The organism is Nocardioides gilvus (assembly GCF_003194605.1).
GTDB lineage: Bacteria > Actinomycetota > Actinomycetes > Propionibacteriales > Nocardioidaceae > Nocardioides > Nocardioides gilvus.
In genome coordinates this window covers 285,109-305,575 of sequence record NZ_QHKY01000002.1, presented here as the reverse complement: position 1 = coordinate 305,575, position 20,467 = coordinate 285,109, and the positions used below count along the sequence as shown (strand labels likewise).

The window sequence follows — 20,467 nt, the reverse complement described above, 5'->3', positions numbered from 1 at the left end:
GGCCAGGACAAACGTGGAAGAGCCCCCGCCCGACCGGAAGGTCGGACGGGGGCTCTTCGCTTTGCTCAGCTTTGCTCAGCTTCGCGGAAGCGACAGCGGGAGGTCGATCTTGATGCGGTAGCCCGACACCAACTTGGCGCCCCGCACAGCTTCCTTGGCCGCATGGCGAGCCATGGCCTTGTCGGACTGCGCCTGTCCCTTGACGATCATCCGGTCCATGTCGTGGATGAGGTCACCGTAGAACTTCACCCACGCGCGCTCCTCGGCCGTCGTCTGGCGTTGGGCGGCGACCCACTCCTGCCACGAGGTCCGTGCCTCCTTGAGACCAGCCGTACGGCGCGCGGCGATCTTCTTGAACTTCGCCTTGCGGACCTTCGCAGCCTTGGCCTTCGTGACCTTCTTGGTCTTCACCGTGCGGTCGCCGTACATCTGCCAACGTACGACCAGCGAGGTGGTCTCCATGCGGTACTTCTGGCCCTTGAGGGTCTGCAACTCCTGGGGCAGGCCGTCGAGGTCCGCCGCAGTCATCACCCCGTCGTCAACCAGGTCGATCACTGATGCGCTGGTGGTCCGGGGCGCCTTGCGGCCCCAGCGGGCGAAGCTGTTCGAGTCGCCCCAGAAGTCATCCATGCTCAGCTGGTGACCCTGGGCGAACTTGATGACGGAGTCGCTCTCCACCAGCGAGTAGCCGCTGTAGGAGATGTCGGTGGTCTTCCTGGTCTTCTTCACCTTCGGGCTGGTGGCCGAGGTGACGACGCAGGCCTGCTGACGTTGGTTGGTGTAGACCCAGGCTCGCGCGGTGGCCTTGGTCCTGCCCGACTTGCCCACCGCCTTCTTGCTGCTCTGCAGACGCATCCGGGAGGCGCCGGCGAAGTCTGCCTTCTTGCAGGCCTTCACGTGCGAAGCCTTGGGCGCCGCGAACGTGGTGGCGCTCGCGGTGGTCGGGGCACTCAGCAGCGCGCCGGCCAGGGCTGCGGTGACGGCTGCGGACAGCACCGCAGGCAAGCGGAAGGGACGCGACATGGTTCTCCTCGGGAGTCTGCTGACAGTGACCGAACGCTACTGCCTGTGGGACGTCGAGACCTGGACAATGCCGAACTCCGCACTCCGGTCAGCAGACTCCACGGACCGGGGGGAAGCCCTCCTGCAAAGTTCGTTAGGTTTCATCCATGACGGATGAGAGGCCACGCCAGGCAAGTGTCGTTCCGAGCATCACCTTCCTGATGGTGGTGATCGTCGTGACGTTCTTCCTCGACCTGACCACCGACCTCGACTGGTGGGCCAGGGTCCTGGTGGCGGTCCTGCTCGCCGGGGTGGCCGGAGCGGTGGCGCTGCTGTGGACCGGACGTCGACGTCGGTGACCCGGTGACTGCTGGCTGCGGGATCCGCGTGACCGCGACATATCCTCGTGCCATGTCCGCGCGCTCCCTCCTCCCCGTGCCCTCGTTCTCCACGAGCCGGGGCCGCTGAAATGTGGTGGGGGCTCGTCGTTCTGGTCCTGGTGCTGATGCTGGCCATTGGCCCGCTCGCGTTGGGGCTGGTCCTCGTGCTGTTGTGCGTCCCGCAGGTCCGGGCCCGGGTGCCGTGGCCCAGCTTGAGCTGGAAGGGCGCCGGAATCAGCGCCGCCGTGGTTGCCCTGGTCAGTGCGATCGTCGTCGTGGTCCCCGACGGCGTGCTCCCGATCCCCGGCGCCGGGGGACTCCTCGCCACTCCGGCCTACCAGGGCCAACAGGCCTCCGCCAAGCCGCTGGACGTCGGTGAGCCGGCCCAGCACCCGTGGTTGGCCGACTCGCTGATCGACCGTCCCGGGCCGTTGGGTGACCAGCCCGAGGCAGACTCCGCCTGGTACGGGATGGAGAGTTGCCGCAGCATGCAGTTCGCCACCGACGGCCGACTCGTCACGCTCTGCCGGGACCGCAAGGGCCCGCTGCTGCGCGTCGTCGATGCCGACTCGTTGCGGCCGTTGGCCACCAAGCGGCTCCCCGACCGGGTGGAGACCGATGACCCGGTCCGTGCGGACGTCTGCTCGGGCTCTCGCTTCTACCTCGACAACGGCGACCGGGCGATCGTGGCCACCACCGACGGTCGCATCCAGTCCATCGGCACCGCCGACGCCGACGGCGAGGCCGACCTGACGGTGGCCCAGACCTGGAACCTCACCAAGCTGATCGGCGACGACGACTGTCTGGTCCGCGCGTTGCCCGACTGGTCCGGACGCATCTGGTGGGCCAGTTACAAGGGCAAGGTCGGGATGCTCGACACGGTCGCCGGTGGGGCGAAGATCCTCGACCTCGACGAGCGCATCACCCAGCCGTTCACGGTCGACGAGTCAGGCGTCTTCCTCACCTCCGAAGAGGCCGTCTACCGTCTCGTGGTCGACGAGACCGGCTCCGCCGCGGTCAGTTGGCGTACCGAGTACGACCGCGGCGTCGAGGTGAAGTCGGGGCAGTCGGTCCAGGGCACCGGCTCGGGTCCCGTCCTCGTCGACGACAACCTGGTGGCGCTCGCCGACAACGCCGAGCCGCGTCTCCAGGTCACCTTCCACGACCGCTCCACGGGTGCAGAAGTCTGCAAGTCAGCGGTCTTCGACGGCGGTGAGAGCTCCACGGAGACGTCGTTGGTCTCGGTGGGCAACGGTGTGCTCGTGACCAACGCCCACGGCAACGACTCGTTCGCCTCCACCGCGCTGGGGTTCACCCCCACCGGGGGGATTGCCCGCGTCGACCACAGTGACGGTGAGTGTCGGGTCGTGTGGACCAACGAGGCATCGTCTGTCTACGTGCGTCCCACCGTCTCCTGGGCGACGGGTCTGGCATACATCTGGACGAAGCGGCCGTCCGCCCTGGGCGTCTCGGCGTGGTACATGAGCGCCATCGACGTACGCACGGGCAAGGACGCCTTCTCCGTGCGCACCGGCACCGGCTTCATGCACACCACCGACCTGGGCTACGTCGCCCTCGGACCCGACGGAGCGGCCTTTGTGGGCACCCGGCGGGGCATCGTCCGGGTGAAAGACGTCGAGCGCGAGTGACGCGCTCGTCTCGTCGCCGGCCTACGGATAGCGCAGGCCGACGGTCCGCTCGCTGATCTCCCAGAGCTCACGTTGGGCAGCCGCGTCGTGCGCCAGGTTGCTGGCCTGCACGACGCCGGGTGGACCGCGCAGCTCCCCGCGGCCCGTGGGCCCGCAGTACGTCGCACCGGGCAGGTCGTCCAGCGTCGCCATCAGCACCGGCCAGGCGCCGTGGGCAGCGGGCTGGGCGACGGCCTTGTGCACCGCGTCGAGGATCGAGGCCGGCCCACCGGAGGGGCGACCGTAGGCCCCGTTGGCGAAGAGTGGGGTGGCTGCGTACCCGGGGTGGGCGGCCAGTGCTCGCACCGGTGACTGGGCCGCTGACTGGGCCGCCCACAGGCGCCGGTCCAGCTCGAAGGTGAAGAGCAGGTTGGCCAGTTTGGACCGGTCGTACGTCGCGAGCTTGCGGTAGGGGAACGGCGGCGTACGCGGGTCCTCCAGCGGCGCACGTCTGGCGCGGTGGTGGGCTCGGGAGGCAACAGTGACGACTCGTCCGTCGCCCGAGGCGACCAGTTGGGGCAGCAGCAGCCCGGTGAGCAGGAACGGCCCGAAGTGGTTGGTGGCCATCTGCAGCTCAAGACCGTCGACGGTGCGCTGCAGCCGGGTGGCCCGGACCCCGGCGTTGTTCACCAGGGCGTGCAGCGGCCCGAAGACTTCGGCCTCCCGGGCGGCACGGCGTACGGAGTCCTGGGCGGCGAGGTCGACCACGAGCTCCTCGAGGTCCGCCTCGGGCGCCGCGGCGCGGATCTGCGCCACGGCGGCCGTGATGCGCTCGGGGGTGCGCCCGGCCAGTACGACCCGGCCCCCGGCCGCGGCCAGGGAGAGAGCGACGTGGAAGCCGATCCCGCCCGGGCTGGTGCCGGTGACGAGGAAGGTGCGCCCGGTCTGGTCAGTGATCGACTCCGGGCGCCAGGCGCTGGGCTTCATCCCACCAGGGACCTCACGGCGTCACGACCATGGCGCTGAGGATCTTCGCGCCGAGTTCTTCGTCGCCGGAGATGGTCACCCGGTCAGCTGTGCCACGCCCACCGGCGACCCGCGCGAAGCTCTCGCGATCGAAGGAGAGAGTGACGTCGACCGAGGAGGGCACCTCGTCGAGCTCCTCGCCGCGTCCGGACTCGTTGACCGTGAAGCCGCGTGGTGTGTGTCCGTCGACCTCGAGGCGGAGCACCGTCCCGGCCGGGGCGCCCACCCGCTTGGCGAGCACCAGGCCGAGGGAGTCGGAGAGATAGTTGATGCTGTGGAGGGCTCCGGGGGAGTCCAGGTTGCCGGGGATCCCGACGGCGCGACGGACGTCCTGCTCGTGCATCCACAGGTCCAGGGGGCGGTTGCGCCACAGCGTGCGGCTGGTCCAGCCGATGGATCCGAACGGCTCGCGCGCAGGCGTGGTGCCCTCGGGGACGCCGTCGGACAGAATCGCGGTGTGGGTGGCGGTGGCCGACTCCCGGATCTCGTTGATCAACTCGTCCTTGGAGCGGGACAGTCGCGCAATGACTCCCTGCTCAGTGAATTCACCCATGAAGCCCCTGGCGTGCGGAGCGTCGACGACCTTGATGTCGTCGTGGCGCCCACCCGCGAGCAGGTGCTCCAGGTGGGCGGTGTGGGCAGCGACGTCACGCACGGTCCAGCCCGGGAGGTCGGTGGGCGTGGCCCAGGCTTCCTGCGGGAGTTCCTCGAGAAGAAGGGTGAAGTCGGTGATCCCGCTCCACCAGATGTCGACGTACGCGCTCAGCTCGCTCATGCGTCCACCTTAGGGGTGAGGGGGGACAATCAGCACGTGAAGGTACGCGCCCCTGAACTCACCGGCCGAGGCTGGCTCAACACCGAGGACGATCTGCGGATCGCCGACCTGCGTGGTCGCTTCGTCCTCCTCGACTTCTGGACGTTCTGCTGCATCAACTGTCTGCACGTCATCGACGAGTTGCGGCCGCTCGAGGAGAAGTGGTCCGACGAGCTCGTCGTCATCGGCGTCCACTCGCCCAAGTTCGTGCACGAGGCCGATCCCGACGCCCTGGTCGCGGCCGTCGAGCGCTACTCGGTGCACCACGCGGTCCTCGACGATCCCGAGCTGACCACCTGGTCGGCCTACACCGCGCGGGCCTGGCCCACGCTGGTCCTCGTCGACCCGGAGGGTTACGTCGTCGCCCAGTACGCGGGGGAGGGCCACGCGCACGCCATCGACGCGCTGCTCGCCGAGCTCGTCGAGCAGCACCGGGAGCGTGGCACGCTCCAGCCGGGGGACTCGCTGTACGTGCCGCCCGCCGTCGAGCCGAGTGACCTGCGCTTCCCCGCCTCCGCCGTACGCCTGCCCGCCGGTCGCCTTGCCGTCGCCGACGCCGGCCACGACGAGGTCGTGCTGCTCGACGCCGACGGAGGCGTGCAGCAACGCATCGCCGGCTTCAACGAGCCCAACGGCCTCTGCCTCCTGCCGCCGGACGTCGCAGCGCAGGTCGGGTACGACCTCGTGGTCGCGGACACCGTCGCGCACCGCCTCGCCGGAGTCGCCCTCGCGACCGGCCACGTACGTACGCTCGCCGGCGACGGCAACCAGTGGATGGCCGGAGACGGCGTCGCCCGGCTCTCCAGCCCCTGGGACGTCGCGTGGTGGCGTGACCGGGTCTGGATCGCGATGGCAGGGATCCACCAGTTGTGGACCTTCGATCCGCTCACCGGTGTCGTCGAGGTGGTGGCCGGCACCACCAACGAAGGCTTGCTGGACGGACCACTGCCGGATGCTTGGTTCGCGCAGCCCTCGGGCCTGGCGGTCGACGGCGAACGACTCTGGCTGGCGGACTCCGAGACCTCCGCGCTGCGCTGGGTCTCGTACGAGTCCGGTCGCGGTCAGGTGCACACGGCGATCGGCACCGGGCTCTTCGACTTCGGGCTCCGGGACGGTCCCGCCGACCAGGCACTGCTGCAGCACCCGCTCGGCGTGGCGACACTGCCCGACGGCTCGATGGCGATCGCGGACACCTACAACGGCGCCGTACGCCGGTGGTCGCCCGCCACCGGTGAGGTCACCACGATCGCCACGGAGCTGGCCGAACCGAGCGCACTGCTGCTCAGCGAAAACGGTGCCGACCTGCTCGTCGTAGAGTCGACCGCGCACCGGATCAGCCGGGTGCCGCTCGGGGGCGTCGTCGAGGTGGAGGCCTTCGCGCACCGTACGCAGCGTCCGGTCACCGAGGTCTCGGCCCAGCTCGACCTGGTCATCGAGTTCACGCCACCGCCCGGTCAGAAGGTCGACGACCGCTTCGGGCCGCCGTCCCAGTTGCTCGTCAGCTCCACGCCGCCCGCGCTGTTGCGCGAAGGAGAGGGGCGAGGGACCGACCTGACCCGGCGGCTCGTCCTCGACCCCGCGGTCGGTGAGGGAGTGCTCCACGTCGCGGCGCGGGCGGCCTCCTGCGACGCCGACGGTGGGGAAGGGGCGGCCTGCCGCATGCACCAGCAGGACTGGGGCGTCCCGGTGCAGGTGTCGGCGTCGGCCGAAGGTGTACTCAGGTTGCCGCTCGGGGGCGCCGCGGACGACTGAGACCACCCCGCAACGTCATGGCGTCCGGTCGCTGGAGCGACCGGTGGCCATGACGTCCTGCAGTGGGGCGGTTTGAACTCCTCCGCTACGGGGCAGACAGTCGCTGGGTGTCAGTCAGCGTGCGGCTATCGGCCGCGCCCACCCGTAGGAGGTATGTGATGGGACTCGGACTCGGAATCGTATTGATCGTCATCGGTCTGATCTTCGGACTGGGCGTCGTCAACATCCCCGGCATGGAGGACTACGTCGCCACTGACACGTTGGGCTGGATCCTGGTCGCAGCCGGTGTGCTGGCCATCGTCCTCGGCCTGATCATGAACAAGCAGCGCGGTGAGAGCCGCCACGTGGAGGAGCACCACGTCGACACCCGTCGTGACGTCGACGGTCGTCGCGACGTCGTCTGACGCAACTTCGTCACCACGCACGAAGGGCCGCCCCGGTTGATCCGGGGCGGCCCTTCGTGTCGTTACGTCAGATCAGAACGCAGCCTCGTCGAGCTCCATCAGCGAGAGGTCGATGCTCTCGGCGATGGCGCGCTCGGCGCTCAGCTTGGGCAGCAGGTTGGTGGCGAAGAAGGAGGCCGCGGCCACCTTGCCCTCGTAGAAGGACTTGTCCTTCGCGGAGACCTCGCCGCCGAGCTTGGCCAGCGCCACCTCGGCCTGGCGCAGCAGCAGCCAGGCGCAGACGACGTCGCCCAGGACCATCAGCACGCGGGAGGTGTTGAGACCCACCTTGTAGATGTTCTTGATGTCGCTCTGGGCAGACATCAGGTCGTTGATCATGTGACCGACGATGGCGTTGGCGTCCTCGAGGGCCTTGGCGAGCAGACCCCGCTCGACCTTGAGGCGGTCGTCGGCGTCGTCGGCGTTGATGAACGACTCGATCTGCGCAGCCAGGTGGCCCAGCGCCTTGCCCTGGTCCTTGACGATCTTGCGGAAGAAGAAGTCCTGGCCCTGGATCGCGGTGGTGCCTTCGTACAAGGTGTCGATCTTGGCGTCACGCACGTACTGCTCGATCGGGTACTCCTGGAGGAAGCCCGAACCACCGAAGGTCTGCAGCGACTCGGTGCCCAGGAGGGTCCAGGAGCGCTCGGAACCGTAGCCCTTGACGATCGGGAGCAGGAGGTCGTTGACCGCCACGGCGAGCTTGGCCTCTTCGGAGTCCGAGGTGCCGTTGTGCTCGGCCAGGTAGACGTCGTCCTGCCAGGAGGCCGTGTAGAGGACCAGTGCGCGCATCGCCTCGGCGAACGACTTCTGGGTCATCAGCGAGCGGCGTACGTCGGGGTGGTGCGTGATCGTGACGCGGGGAGCGGTCTTGTCGGCCGACTGGGTCAGGTCAGCACCCTGGACGCGGGTCTTCGCGTACTCCAGGGCGTTGAGGTAACCGGTCGAGAGCGTCGCGATGGCCTTCGAGCCGACCATCATGCGGGCGTTCTCGATGACGTCGAACATCTGCGCGATGCCGTTGTGGATCTCGCCCACGAGCCAACCCTGGGCGGGCTCGCCGCCACCGGTCTGGGGGTCGCCGAAGGTGACCTCACACGTGTTGGAGACCTTGATGCCCATCTTGTGCTCGACGTTGGTCACGTAGATGCCGTTGCGCTCACCCGTGAGCTCGCCGGTCTCGTGGTCGAAGTGGTGCTCCGGCATCCAGAAGAGCGAGAGGCCCTTGGTGCCCGGACCGCCAGCGCCCTCGACGCCCTCGGGGCGGGCGAGGACCAGGTGCATGACGTTCTCGGTCATGTCGTTGGTGGCGGAGGTGATGAAGCGCTTCACGCCGGTGACGTTCCACGAGCCGTCTTCGTTGGGGGTGGCCTTCGCGCGACCGGCGCCCACGTCGGAGCCGGCGTCGGGCTCGGTGAGGACCATGGTGCAGCCCCACTGGCGCTCGACCATGATCTCGGCGACGCGCTTGTCGCGCTCCTGGCCGTTGGCGTTGTTCCACAGGACACCGGCGAACGGGGCGCCGGCGGCGTACATCCAGACCGGGGCGTTGGCGCCGAGCACCATCTCGCCCAGGGCCCACACGATGGACGGCGGGGCGGGGGTGCCGCCGAGCTCCTCACGGATCTGGAGACGCCAGAACTCGGCGTCCATCCAGGCCTGGTAGCTCTTCTTGAAGGTCTCGCTCAGGGGAGCCGAGTGGGTCTTGGGGTCGAAGACCGGCGGGTTGCGGTCGCTGTCCTCGAAGGAGGCTGCGAGGTCTTCGCGGGAAAGGCGCTCGACCTCGGCCAGCACCTCACGAGCGGTGTCGCTGTCGACCTCGGCGAAGGGTCCCTGGCCAAGGACCTTGTCGCGGCCCAGGACCTCGAAGAGGTTGAACTCGATGTCACGCAGGTTGCTCTTGTAGTGGCTCACTGCCCCACCCGTTTCTGATTCGGAGAACCGACCGTTTGTGTGGTCGACCTGTTGTTTGCACGTGTGATGACTGGCCAGAATTACCGGTCAGTAACATGATTGTGCCTTGTTGATGCGACTCGCGCAACACTATGCGGTGGTGATCCTTGCAACTTGGTGCACAAGTGTGCTTGGCGACTTCTGGCCCGGCGCGTCGACCAGCCGCCGCGATGGCGGTTGGTGCGGTCGGCACGCGTGCTCGGAGTTGTCTGACAAACTGACCCGCATGCGTGTCTCCGCCAAGTCCGACTATGCCCTGCGAGCCCTCATCGAGATGGCGGGCAGCACGGGCGTCGGACCGATCAGCGCCGAGGAACTGGGTCGCCGTCAGGACATCCCGCACGGGTTCCTGCAGGCGATCCTCGCCGACCTCCGCAAGTCGGGGATCGTCGTCTCCCAACGCGGCCAGTCGGGTGGCTGGCGACTGGCCCGTGAGGCCAAGGACGTCTCGGTCGCGGACGTGATCCGCGCGGTGGACGGACCGCTGGTCTCCGTCTACGGCCTGCGCCCCGAGGCCGTCTCCTACAACGAGACGGCCGACGTGCTCCAGCACGTCTGGATCGCCGCGCGCCACTCGCTGCGCGACGTCTTCGAGCAGGTCTCGATCGCCGACCTCCAGAGTCGAGAGCTCCCCGACGCCGTCACCTCACGTACGGCCGACGAGGACGCCTGGCAGCCGCACTGATCCTCGAGCGGCCCGCAAACCTGCGGACGTCATCGTGAGCGCTCGCTCGGGGGACCGGTGGTGATGACGTCCCGGACGAAGCCTGGCGGACGTCATCGTGAGCGTTCGCTCGGGGGACCGGTGGTGATGACGTCCCGATGGGTGGGGGAGGTGGGCGCCTCACTCAGGTGCGGGATGCGTCGTCAGCCACGTCATCAGAGGTCGCAACGCGGTCCAGTCCTCTCGCACCCGCTCCACCAGATCAGGCCCGAGCGCATCTGCCTCGAAGCCGTAGCCCTTGCCCACGAAGAGCTGTTTGTGGCGCAGCAGCTCGATCCGCGGATGGTCCACGGTGTAGCCGCGAGGGGCGGTCTTCACCGCGTCGCCCCCGATCTCCCATCCGGCCTTCTCGTACTTCTTGACGAGTCGTTCGAGGGCGCGACCTGACTTCTCCTCGTCGATCGCAGCGCGCACTGCGGCCAGCCGCGGGCCCGAAGCCTCGTAGAAGCCCGCGCCGACGCGGGTGCCGCGCGGTGAGATCTCGAAGTACCACCCGGTGCGCGGGGCGACAGCCACGAACATCCCCTGGTGGGTCTTGTACGGCGTCTTGTCGGCCCGGAAGCGCACGTCACGGTAGGGCCGGAAGATCTTGGCGGCGCCGAACTGCGGCTCGAGCGCCGCTGCGAGAGCCTCGATGGGACCGCGTACGGCGTCGCGGTAGACCTCCTTGTGGGCCTCCCAGAAGGCCTTCGAGTTGTCCATCTCGAGGTCGTCGTAGAAGTCGAGGGCGGCGACGGGAAAACCAGTGAACGGCACCCCGAGAGCCTAGCCACCACGTCGGAGACTCGGCCCTCAGTGGGCCGGTGGCGGCTCTGGACGGCCAAACGTCCGACGTGGTGGTCGCAACGGTGAAGAACTGGAACCGGAACTGAACGAACTGAACTGGAGCGGACGACGAGATTCGAACTCGCGACATCGACCTTGGGAAGGTCGCGCTCTACCAACTGAGCTACGTCCGCAACACCGGGTCGCCCCGGCTGAGGGAAAGATTAGCCGATGCGGTCGAGGGTGGGGTGCTTGGGCACGATCGAGTCGCCCGACGAACGGCCGGTGAGGCGACGGTGGACCCACGGACCGAGGAACTCCTTGGTCCACCGCGCGTTGCGGGCGAGCGCCTCCCTGCGCGTCAACTCCGGGATCGGCGTGGGGGGCAGTGGTGCGAGGTCGTGGGCGACCCCGAGCCGGTCGAGGACCTGCATCGCCATGAACTGGTGACCGGCAGAGTTGAGGTGCATCCGGTCGGCGTCCATCAGGCCTCGGAGGTCTTCGCGCCGCATCCGCCACATGTCGACGAGGGTGACGTCACGGGTGTCTGCGATCTCGCGGATCCACTCGTTGATGAGCGCGAAGCGCCCACGCACGGGCCCGTAGATCCCGCCGGGGCCAGGGTCGAACATGGTGAACATGACGAGGTGTGCGCCGCTCGACTGCAGCCGGGCGACGGCGCGGTCGTAGCGCGCGGCGATCGCGTCGATGTCGACCTTGGGTCGCAGGACGTCGTTGCCACCGCCGTGGATCGAGATCAGGTCGGGCTCCAGGGCGAGCGCCGGCTCGACCTGCTCGTCGATGATGCCGAGCAGCTTGCGCCCGCGGATCGCGAGGTTGGCGTACGTGAACTCAGGGTCCTGGCTGGCCAGGTGCAGGGCGACGCGGTCGGCCCAGCCCATCAGTCCGTTGGGCCGGGTCGGGTCGTTGTCGCCGACCCCCTCGGTGAAGGAGTCGCCGAGGGCGACGTAGCGCTGGAAACTCATGACGCCCATTGTCAGGCACCGGCACAAAGTCCTGCATCCTCACCCCTGAAGCGTGAGCGTCACCACGCCCGGGGCCCGGCGACGGTAGGGTTCGTTGCGTGCTGCTCTCCGACCGTGACATCTCCGCCGAGCTCGACGCTGGACGTATCGGGATCAACCCGTGGGAGCCGGAGATGCTCCAGCCCTCCAGCATCGACATCCGCCTCGACCGCTTCTTCCGGGTCTTCGAGAACCACCGCTACCCGCACATCGACCCGGCGGCCGACCAGTCGGACCTGACCCGGATCGTCGAGCCGGAGGGTGACGAGGCGTTCATCCTGCACCCGGGCGAGTTCGTGCTGGGGTCGACGTACGAGGTCTGCTCCCTGCCCGACGACATCGCGGCGCGCGTCGAGGGCAAGTCGTCGCTGGGCCGCCTCGGCCTGCTGACCCACGCCACCGCCGGCTTCGTGGACCCCGGCTTCTCCGGCCACGTGACCCTTGAGCTCGCCAACGTCGCGACGCTGCCGATCAAGCTCTACCCGGGCATGAAGATCGGTCAGCTCTGCTTCTTCCGGCTCTCCTCGCCCGCCGAGCACCCGTACGGCTCCGCGAAGTACGGCTCGCGCTACCAGGGGCAGCGTGGCCCCACGCCGTCGAAGTCGTACGCGAACTTCCACCGCACCAAGATCTGAGCCCTCCGGCCGGCTCTGCTGATCGTCTGAGGCGTGCTCCGTGTGGAGTACGCCACACAGGGCTTGCGTGAATACACCCTTCTGAGGTTAGGCTCACCTAACCATCTACTGAAGGACTGTCAGCATGAAGCGTCACCTGGGGATCTTCGCCGCCGCGGCACTCGTGTCCGCGACCGGCCTCACCGCCTGCAGCACCGGCTCCACCAACGACGAGGACTCCGCCCAGAGTGCCACGCAGACCAGCGTCGAGGAGGGGGCCTTCCCGGTCACCATCAAGCACGCCTTCGGTGAGACCACGATCGACGAGGAGCCCAAGCGGGTCGCGACCCTCGGCTGGACCGACCAGGACCACGCTCTGGCCCTCGGCGTCGTGCCCGTGGGCGCGACCGAGATGACCTGGGGTGGCAACGAGGAGGGATCGACCGACTGGTTCGACGCGGCGCTGGCCGAGGTCGACGGGGAGGCCCCGACCCGCTACGCCGACACCGACGGTGCGCCGGTCGCCGAGATCGCCGCGCTCGACCCCGACGTCATCCTGGCCACCAACTCGGGCATCACCGAGGAGGAGTACGAGAAGCTCAGCGAGATCGCCGACGTCGTGGTCTACCCCGAGGCCCCGTGGGTCACCCCGTGGCGTGAATCCCTGGAGATCGTCGGCCAGGCACTGGGCCGTCCGGCTGCTGCCGCCGACCTCGTCGAGCAGGCAGAGAGCGACATCGAGGCCGCCCGGGCCGAGCACCCGCAGCTCGAGGACCGGAGCTTCGTCTTCACCTACCTGACCTCCACCGACCTCTCCACCGTCGGCATCTACAGCGAGGACGACTCCCGCGTCGACATCATGGAGGACTTCGGCCTCGAGACCCCGGACTGGGTCGACGGCGTGATTCCCGACAACGCCTTCTTCGGCAACGTGTCCGCAGAGAAGGCCGACACCATCGAGGCCGACCTGGTGATCACGTACGCCGAGGACGACGCCGAGGTGGAGAAGTTCCGCAAGGACCGTCTGCTCGGCCGGATCCCCGCCTTCACCTCCGGGGCCTACGTCGCGGAGACCGACAAGGAGCTCGGCCTGGCCGTGACCAACCCGACGCCGCTCTCCCTGCCCGTCATCATCAACGACTTCCTGCCGAAGGTCGCCGACGCAATCGGCGAGTGATGACGGTCGCAGACGTCCGGGTCACCGATCCGGACCCCCACGCTTCCGGGACCGGCAGGGTCGCCACATCAGGCCGGTCCCGGAGATGGCTGCCGCTCGTCGCGGTGCTCGTACTGGCGGGGGCGCTGGTCTGCTCCGCGACGATCGGTGCAGCACCCGTGCCGGTGGAAGCGTTGTGGACCCCGGGCCATCCTGACCATGCGATCGCCGCCGCACGCCTGGACCGCACCTGGTTGGCCGCCGCCGTGGGCGCTGCACTGGCCCTGGCCGGCGCCCTCATGCAGGGCCTGACCCGCAACCCGATCGCCGACCCCGGCCTGCTCGGCGTCAACGCCGGCGCCTCGATGGCGATCGTCCTCTCCATCTCGTTCCTCGGTGCCTCCACCCTCACCGCGTACGTCTGGTTCGCGCTGCTCGGGGCCGCCGTCGCCGCCCTCCTGGTGCACGCCATCGCCTCGCTGGGCCGCGGCGGCGCCAGCCCGGTGAAGATCGCGGTGGCCGGCGCCGCCGTGACCGCTGCTGTCACCAGCGCCACCAGTGGCATCCTGCTGCTCGACCGGGCGACGCTGCAGTCGTACCGCTTCTGGGCGGTCGGCACGGTCGGTGGCCGCGGCCTCGACGTGCTGCTCACCGGCCTCCCCTTCCTGCTCGCCGGCCTGGTGCTGGCGATCGCCGGTTCGCGGCTGCTCGACGCGCTGGCTCTGGGTGACGACGTCGCGCGCAGCCTGGGCCGACGTACGGCCCTGGACCGCGCCGTGATCGGCCTGGCGATCGTCCTGCTCGCCGGCACCGCCACCGCCCTGGCCGGCCCGATCGCGTTCGTCGGCCTCGTCGTGCCCCACGTCGTACGCACCTTCGTCGGCCCCGACCACCGCCGCCTGCTGCCGTGGAGCGCCGTGGTCGGCGCTGCGTTGGTGCTGCTGGCCGACACCGTCGGACGCGTCGCGCTGCCGCCCACCGAGGTGCAGGTCGGGGTGATGGCTGCGGTCGTCGGGCTGCCGTTCTTCCTCGTCCTGATCCGCCACACCCGGGCCGGTGGGCTGTGAACGCCGTCCAGGTGGCCCCCGCGCCGGCCCCCCACGCAACAGGTGTCGAGCTCGTACGCCGTGCGGCGCGCGGCCCGGTGCGGCGTCGCCGCCTCGTGATCGCCGGCACAGCGGTGCTCGTCCTGGCGCTCTTCGCCGCCCGCACGCTGCTGGGCGACTACACCATCACGGTCCCGGACTTCTTCCGGATCCTCACCGGCACGCAGATCCCCGGCGCCTCCTTCATCCTGATGGAGGTCAAGCTGCCCCGCGCCGTGCTGGCCGTGCTCGTCGGCTTCGCCTTCGGCGTTGCCGGGGCCGTCTTCCAGGCCACCCTGCGCAACCCGCTGGCCAGCCCTGACGTCATCGGCATCTCGGCCGGCGCCAGCGCGTCGGCGGTGGTCGCGATCGTCGCCTTCGGGTGGTCGGGCTCGATGGTCTCCCTGGCTGCGGTCGTCGGAGCCCTGGGTTGCGCCGTCGTGATCCGTCTGGTCGCCGGTCCCGGAGGCACCCACCGTCTGGTGCTGGCCGGGATTGGTCTGGCGGCGGCCATGCTCTCGGTGATCCACTACTTCTTCACCCGTGCCGACGAGTGGGACACCCAACTCGTGCTGCGCTGGCTGACCGGCAGCGTCAGTCAGGCCAACTGGTCGCAGATCGGTGTGCTGGCCCTCATCCTGGTGGTCCTGCTGCCCCTGGTCGCCTGGGCGGCGCGGGGGCTGCGGGTGGTCGAGCTCGGTGAGGAGACCGCGTACGCACTGGGCGAGGGGCCGGCGCGCCAGGCACTGCTGCTGGTGCTCGCCACCCTGCTCGCCGCAGTCGGGGTCGCCGCGGCCGGCCCGGTCGCCTTCGTGGCCTTCCTGTCGGGCCCCATCGCCCGCTTCCTCAACGCCGGACGTACGACCCTGCTGGCTTCCGGCTTCGTCGGCGCCGCCCTGCTGGTCGGCGGCGACTACATCGGCGACTACGCGGTCGGCAACGTGAATTTCCCCGTGGGGGTGGTCACCGGCGCGCTCGGGGCGCCGTTCCTGCTCTGGCTGGTCGCGACCGGTCGCACCGGAAGGAGAGCATCATGAGTGTGATGAATTCGGACACCCGCCCCGACGTCGACCCGGCCCCCGCAGGGGCGCCGGATGGCCGGGGTGCGCCAGGCCGACTCAGCGCCGAGTCGCTGAGCCTGGGTTATGGCGAGCGCACGGTCGTCGACGAGCTGAGTCTGGTCATCCCCGACGGCGCGATCACGGTCATCGTCGGTGCCAACGCCTGCGGCAAGTCGACGCTGCTGCGCGGACTCGCCCGGCTGCTCAAGCCGACAGCGGGGCGCGCGGTCCTCGACGGCCGGGCGATCCACCAGATGCCCACCAAGGAGGTCGCCCGCATCCTCGGCCTGCTCCCGCAGACCGCGGTCGCGCCCGAGGGTGTCACCGTCGTCGACCTGGTCGCTCGGGGCCGCCATCCGCACACCGGGCTGTGGCGGCGGTGGAGCGACGAGGACGACCGAGCAGTCGCCGAGGCGTTGCGCCTGACGGGCACGCTGGACCTGGCGCAGCGCAACGTCGACGAGCTCTCCGGGGGTCAGCGCCAACGGGTCTGGGTGGCGATGGCCCTGGCCCAGCAGACCGACCTCCTGCTGCTCGACGAACCGACCACCTTCCTCGACCTGGCCCACCAGGTGGAGCTGCTCGACGTGCTCGCCGACCTCAACGCCAACCGCGGCACGACCATCGTGATGGTGCTCCACGAGCTCAACCTGGCCGCCCGCTACGCCGACCACCTGGTCGCCATGAAGGACGGTCGCCTCGTCGCCCAGGGCCCTCCCGGCGAGGTGGTCACCGAAGAGCTCGTCCGTGACGTCTTCGGTCTCGAGGCGCGCGTGATCCCCGACCCCGTCTCAGGCACCCCGTTGGTGCTTCCCCTCGGGCGGCGCGCTCGCGCCGCCCACCCCCAGGAGGACTGAATGACCGTGACCGCGACCGAACCGATCCCGATGGTGCTCGCCGAGGTGCAGGTCGCCTCGGTCCAGCGCCTCTCGCCCAGCTTCGTACGCCTGGAGCTCGCCGCCCCCGAGCTCGCCGAGGTGGGGCTGCCCGACGGCAGCGACGGCCCGTGGTGGGACCAACGCTTCAAGTTGGTCGTGCCGCACGCCGGTGGTGGTCTTGGTTCGGTGACCGACGCCGACGCCTCCTGGTTGGGCACCTGGCTCGAGCGGCCGGTCGAGGAGCGCGGCCACATGCGTACGTACACGGTGCGGGAACTGCGCGGCAGTGGCGAGCAGCGTCGACTCGTGGTCGACATCGTGCTCCATGAAGGCGTCAGCGGGCCCGGCTCCGACTGGGCGCTCGCCGCGGAGGTCGGCACCCGGGCGGTGGTGCTGCTGCCGAAGCGGGGGCTCCCGTTCGGGGGCATCGAGTTCCTGCCGCGACCCGAGCAGCGGCTTCTGCTCGTCGGTGACGAGACCGCCGTGCCGGCGATCTGCGCGATCCTCGAGCACCTGCCCGCCGACGCGAAGGGCGCCGCTTTCCTGGAGGTGCCGTACTCCGCGGACGTCCAGGAGGTCAGCGCCCCGGCCGGGGTCGAGGTGACCTGGCTGGCGCGTGGTGCCCAGGAGCACGGGGCGGCCCTGACCGCCGCCGTGACGGCTCACCTGGGTGGGGCGGTCGTTGCGCTGGAGATCCCGGAGGAGGTCGACCCGGAGTTGTGGGAGACCCCGCAGTGGTCCTCGTCCGGCGAGGAGATCAACGACGACGGTTCGGTGCGTGGCGACCTGTACGCCTGGATCGCCGGTGAGGCCGGGGTCGTCACCGGCCTGCGCCGCCACCTGGTCAAGGAGCGCGGGATGGACCGTCGCCAGGTCGCCTTCATGGGGTACTGGCGCCGCGGCGTCTCGATGAAGTCCTGACCCATCCGGAACGAAGCCCGCCCGCCGACCTGGGGACAGGTCGGCGGGCGGGGTCGATTTCAGCGAGTGGCGCTCAGACCTTCACCGGCTCGCCGGTCTCGTCGGTCGACCCACCGGCATCGGTGTCGAACGTGTTCTCGTGCTCGACCACGTGGTTGCGCTCCAGGCTCTCGCCCTCCACGTCGACGTTGGGCAGGATCTTGTCGAGCCACTTCGGCAACCACCAGGCCTTCTCGCCCATCAGGTACATCAGGCCGGGGATGAAGGTCATCCGGATCACGAAGGCGTCGAAGGCGACGGCCACGGCCAAGGCGAAGCCCATCGACTTGATGATGGCGTTGTCCTGGGCGATGAAGGCGGCGAAGACCGCGATCATGATCGTCGCGGCGGCCGCAACCACCCGGCCCGAGTTGCGGAAGCCGTCGATGACCGACTCGGTGGGCGAGGCCCCGTGCACGTGCGCCTCCCGCATCCGGGTTACCAGGAAGACCTGGTAGTCCATCGCGAGGCCGAAGACCAGACCGATCAGGAAGATCGGGATGAAGGCCACGATCGGTTGCCCCTCCATCACGCCGAACCAGCCCTCCTGGAAGATCGCCACCGTCGCGCCCAGGGTTGCCATCACCGAGAGCAGGAAGCCCACGGTCGCGGTCAGCGGCACCAGGATGGAGCGGAAGACGAGCATCAGCAGGATGAAGGCCAGGCCCACGACGACGGCCAGGTAGATCGGCAGTGCGTCGGCGAGCCTCTCCGAGACGTCCGCGGTGATGGCGGTCAGTCCGGTGATGCCCATCTCGGCGCCGGTGGCCTCCTCGATGCCGGACTGTCCGTCGCGCAGGTCGTGCAGCAGGTCCTCGGTGGCCGCGTCCTGCGGGCCCGTGGTCGGGACCGCGACGACCATCGCACCCTCCATGGTCGACCCGTCCGGGTTGGTGCCGGCGGCCTGGAGCGCGTGCTTCACGCCGTCGAACCCGCCGACCCATTCGGTGACCTCGGCGTACGCAGCGGCGCGCTCCTCCTCGGCCAGCTCGCGGCCGTCGACGACGAAGAGGAAGGTCGCCTCCTGGCCCGGCCCGAAGGCGTCGGTGAGCAGGTCCGAGGCCTTGCGCTGGGTGGTGTCGCTGGCCGCGGTGGAGTCGGTCGGGAAGGCGAGGTGCATGTCCTTGACCGGGATCGCCAGCGCGCCGAGGGCGACGGTGACCAGCAGGACGGCCGCGAGCGGTGCCTTGCCGACCAGGCGACCCCAACGGACGCTGTTGTTGACGACGTGCTTCTTGCCGTCCGCGCCGGTCTCGGTGGCAGGGACGTACGTCCGGACGCGGCCGGCGAACGCCTTGTTCTTCAGCATGCCCAGGATGGCGGGCAGCAGGGTGAGGGAGGCCAGCACGGCGACCACGACGGCGCTGGCGGCGGCAAGGCCCATGGTGGTGAGGAACGGGATCCGGACCACGGCGAGGGCGCCCAGGGCGATCATCACGGTCAGTCCGGCGAAGACGACCGCGGAGCCGGCGGTGCCCAGCGCGACACCGACCGCGTCCTCACGGGTCTTGGTGTGGCGCAGCTCGTCGCGGTAGCGGGCGAGGATGAAGAGCGTGTAGTCGATGCCGACCGCGAGCCCCAGCATCGTGGCCAGCAGCGGGGTCGAGGAACCGATGTCGGTGAAGGCAGTCATGGCGGTGATGCCTGCGGAGGTGATTCCCACCCCGACGACGGCGATGAGGATCGGCAGGCCAGCGGCGACCAGGGCCCCGAAGGTCAGGACCAGGACGAGCAGTGCGATCGCGATGCCGATCAGCTCGGAGGTGATTCCGATCTCGGTCAGCTGCATGGCCTGGCCGTTGACCTCGGCCACCAGGCCGGCGTCGCGGGCGTCGTCGACCAGGTCGAGGACGGCCTCCTGGGTGGTCACCTCGATGTCGGTGACCGCCTCCTGGTCGAAGACGAAGCCGACCGTGCCGGTGCGCTCGTCATCGGAGAGGATCGCCCCCTGCTCGAGCCCGGCCTTCGCCTGGGCGGTCGCGGTCTCCTCGTCGGCGCCGGCCTCGATGCTCTGCGCGATGGCGCCCTCGAGTTGACGTACGGGGGAGACGACGGCCTCGGCGTTCTCGCCCATCTGGGGCGCGGCCTTCAGGTCCTCGACGACCTGGTCGACGAGCGCCGAGTACTTCTCGTCGGTGAGCTTGCCCTGCGCGTCGTCGGCAGGGACCGAGATGACCACGTTGCCCGAGGGGGCGTCGGCCCGCGCTGCGTCCGGGAAGAGCTCTGCCTGCAGGTCTGAGGCCTTCTCCGACGGGATGCCGGGGATGGAGAAGGCGTCGACCATGGGCTTGCCGAAGGCGCCGGCCACACCGCCCACGGCGACGATCACGACGAGCCAGCCCGCCAGGAAGAGGGGCCAGCGACGGAAGGCCGTACGCCCGAGTCGGTAGAGGAGAGAAGCCATGAGGGAACTTTCTGGGTGGGGCACCGGGGTGCCGGGGTTCAGGTGTGCGGGGGCTCGCGGCCCCATGGAGCGAGGCGGTGACGCGAGGCGGTGACGCGGGTGCGGTGGCGCAGGCTCAGTCGAGGAGGGTCAGGGTCTCCTCCAGGAGATCCAGGAAGAGGGCGGGCAGGTCAGGTGCGTTGTCCGCCTCGTCACCGCGGACGAAGTGTTCGAGCGCCTCGTGCGCGACTGCGCCGAAGAGCAGCACCAACATGCGCGACTGCTGGGCGGTGAGCGCGGCGCCGCGGAAGGCGGCCAGCGAGGCGAGGCGTTCTGCCACGTTGACGAGCCGCTCGTTGGCGGCCGCCATCAGCCTGGGTTCGCGCAGCAGGGCGGGCAGGCGCAGCGCGTCCTCGCGGGTGTGCTGACTGGTGGTCAGGATGGAGGCGATCACCACGGCGATGTCTCGGACGAGGTGGCCGTGCGGAAGGCCTGCGCGGAACCGCTCCACCTCTTCGAGGGTGATGGGGGGTGGGTTGCCGAGCACTGCGTCGAGCTTGCTGCCGAAGTGGTTGAAGACGGTGCGCCGGGAGACCGCGGCGGCCTCGGCCAGTTCTTCCATGGTGAAACCGTCGAGACCGCGCTCAACCGTGAGCCGTTGTGCGGTGCGCGTGATCTGCTCCTCGCGGGCGCGGGAGCGAGGGTTCTTGGTGGAGGGCCAACTCGCGAGCCACTCCTCTGCACTTTGAGTCACGAAGTGCAGTCTTGCACTCTGGTCGTCACAGTGCACGTGGAATAGAGCGTGACGTCGCGCACGC

19 protein-coding genes and 1 tRNA gene are annotated in these 20,467 nt (G+C 69.4%); 11 read left to right on the top strand and 9 right to left on the bottom strand.

Translation table 11 applies throughout. The features are described 5' to 3' along the window. Window positions 1-75: 75 nt before the first annotated feature. Window positions 76-1,023 carry a hypothetical protein gene (locus DNK52_RS06780; RefSeq protein ID WP_110240228.1) on the bottom strand — a complete coding sequence of 316 codons (948 nt, stop codon included), beginning with the start codon at window positions 1,021-1,023 and terminating at the stop codon, window positions 76-78. A 146-nt stretch (window positions 1,024-1,169) separates the two neighbouring features. On the opposite strand from DNK52_RS06780, the gene DNK52_RS06775 reads away from it, so the two are divergent. Then, complete coding sequence (locus tag DNK52_RS06775) at window positions 1,170-1,361, top strand: hypothetical protein (RefSeq protein ID WP_110240227.1); 192 nt, start codon at window positions 1,170-1,172, stop codon at window positions 1,359-1,361. A 110-nt stretch (window positions 1,362-1,471) separates the two neighbouring features. Then, a complete protein-coding gene (locus tag DNK52_RS06770; RefSeq protein ID WP_110240226.1) occupies window positions 1,472-3,031 on the top strand; it encodes a hypothetical protein in 1,560 nt (519 codons plus the stop codon). Between the two features lie 21 nt (window positions 3,032-3,052). On the opposite strand, the gene DNK52_RS06765 is transcribed toward DNK52_RS06770, so the two are convergent. Continuing rightward, window positions 3,053-3,997 carry an SDR family NAD(P)-dependent oxidoreductase gene (locus DNK52_RS06765; protein ID WP_110240225.1) on the bottom strand — a complete coding sequence of 315 codons (945 nt, stop codon included), beginning with the start codon at window positions 3,995-3,997 and terminating at the stop codon, window positions 3,053-3,055. A gap of 13 nt (window positions 3,998-4,010) precedes the next feature. After that, window positions 4,011-4,811 carry a maleylpyruvate isomerase family mycothiol-dependent enzyme gene (locus DNK52_RS06760; RefSeq protein WP_110240224.1) on the bottom strand — a complete coding sequence of 267 codons (801 nt, stop codon included), beginning with the start codon at window positions 4,809-4,811 and terminating at the stop codon, window positions 4,011-4,013. 36 nt (window positions 4,812-4,847) lie between these two features. Between DNK52_RS06760 and DNK52_RS06755 the strand changes: the two genes are divergently transcribed. Both DNK52_RS06755 and DNK52_RS06750 read left to right on the top strand, forming a co-directional pair. Further along, window positions 4,848-6,602 (top strand): NHL domain-containing thioredoxin family protein, encoded by a 1,755-nt coding sequence (locus DNK52_RS06755; protein WP_110240223.1) that lies wholly within the window; start codon window positions 4,848-4,850, stop codon window positions 6,600-6,602. 158 nt (window positions 6,603-6,760) lie between these two features. Next, the gene (locus DNK52_RS06750; protein WP_110240222.1) at window positions 6,761-7,006 is read left to right on the top strand and encodes a DUF6458 family protein; all 246 of its coding nucleotides are present in this window, start codon (window positions 6,761-6,763) and stop codon (window positions 7,004-7,006) included. Window positions 7,007-7,078: 72 nt separating this feature from the next. On the opposite strand, the gene DNK52_RS06745 is transcribed toward DNK52_RS06750, so the two are convergent. After that, a complete protein-coding gene (locus tag DNK52_RS06745; protein WP_110240221.1) occupies window positions 7,079-8,959 on the bottom strand; it encodes an acyl-CoA dehydrogenase in 1,881 nt (626 codons plus the stop codon). Between the two features lie 265 nt (window positions 8,960-9,224). Between DNK52_RS06745 and DNK52_RS06740 the strand changes: the two genes are divergently transcribed. After that, the gene (locus DNK52_RS06740) at window positions 9,225-9,683 is read left to right on the top strand and encodes an RrF2 family transcriptional regulator (protein WP_110240220.1); all 459 of its coding nucleotides are present in this window, start codon (window positions 9,225-9,227) and stop codon (window positions 9,681-9,683) included. Window positions 9,684-9,842: 159 nt separating this feature from the next. Here DNK52_RS06740 and DNK52_RS06735 read toward each other — a convergent pair whose 3' ends face one another. The 3 genes from DNK52_RS06735 to DNK52_RS06725 all read right to left on the bottom strand — a co-directional run bounded on the left by DNK52_RS06735 (window position 9,843) and on the right by DNK52_RS06725 (window position 11,473). After that, entirely contained in the window at window positions 9,843-10,478 is a 636-nt protein-coding gene (locus tag DNK52_RS06735; protein WP_110240219.1) for a DUF2461 domain-containing protein, read from the bottom strand. 127 nt (window positions 10,479-10,605) lie between these two features. After that, window positions 10,606-10,681 (bottom strand) — tRNA-Gly (locus DNK52_RS06730). A gap of 30 nt (window positions 10,682-10,711) precedes the next feature. Then, entirely contained in the window at window positions 10,712-11,473 is a 762-nt protein-coding gene (locus DNK52_RS06725) for an SGNH/GDSL hydrolase family protein (protein WP_110240617.1), read from the bottom strand. Window positions 11,474-11,571: 98 nt separating this feature from the next. Between DNK52_RS06725 and dcd the strand changes: the two genes are divergently transcribed. The 6 genes from dcd to DNK52_RS06695 all read left to right on the top strand — a co-directional run bounded on the left by dcd (window position 11,572) and on the right by DNK52_RS06695 (window position 17,227). After that, window positions 11,572-12,147, top strand: coding sequence for a dCTP deaminase (gene dcd, locus DNK52_RS06720; RefSeq protein ID WP_110240218.1), 576 nt, complete (start codon window positions 11,572-11,574; stop codon window positions 12,145-12,147). Between the two features lie 124 nt (window positions 12,148-12,271). Next, window positions 12,272-13,303: an ABC transporter substrate-binding protein gene (locus DNK52_RS06715; protein WP_110240217.1), complete on the top strand. Its 1,032-nt coding sequence runs from the start codon at window positions 12,272-12,274 to the stop codon at window positions 13,301-13,303. Next, on the top strand, window positions 13,303-14,349 hold the full coding sequence (locus DNK52_RS06710) for a FecCD family ABC transporter permease (RefSeq protein ID WP_110240616.1): 1,047 nt from the start codon (window positions 13,303-13,305) through the stop codon (window positions 14,347-14,349). The genes DNK52_RS06715 and DNK52_RS06710 overlap by 1 nt, the downstream gene beginning before the upstream one ends. Further along, entirely contained in the window at window positions 14,346-15,404 is a 1,059-nt protein-coding gene (locus DNK52_RS06705) for a FecCD family ABC transporter permease (RefSeq protein WP_239455429.1), read from the top strand. Before DNK52_RS06710 ends, DNK52_RS06705 begins: the two co-directional genes overlap by 4 nt. A 5-nt stretch (window positions 15,405-15,409) precedes the next feature. Beyond that, window positions 15,410-16,285 (top strand): ABC transporter ATP-binding protein, encoded by an 876-nt coding sequence (locus DNK52_RS06700; RefSeq protein WP_110240216.1) that lies wholly within the window; start codon window positions 15,410-15,412, stop codon window positions 16,283-16,285. Further along, window positions 16,286-17,227, top strand: coding sequence for a siderophore-interacting protein (locus DNK52_RS06695; protein ID WP_239455428.1), 942 nt, complete (start codon window positions 16,286-16,288; stop codon window positions 17,225-17,227). Between the two features lie 73 nt (window positions 17,228-17,300). On the opposite strand, the gene DNK52_RS06690 is transcribed toward DNK52_RS06695, so the two are convergent. Continuing rightward, entirely contained in the window at window positions 17,301-19,670 is a 2,370-nt protein-coding gene (locus DNK52_RS06690) for an MMPL family transporter (RefSeq protein ID WP_110240215.1), read from the bottom strand. Window positions 19,671-19,785: 115 nt separating this feature from the next. Continuing rightward, complete coding sequence (locus DNK52_RS06685) at window positions 19,786-20,403, bottom strand: TetR/AcrR family transcriptional regulator (protein ID WP_110240214.1); 618 nt, start codon at window positions 20,401-20,403, stop codon at window positions 19,786-19,788. Window positions 20,404-20,467 lie beyond the last annotated feature (64 nt).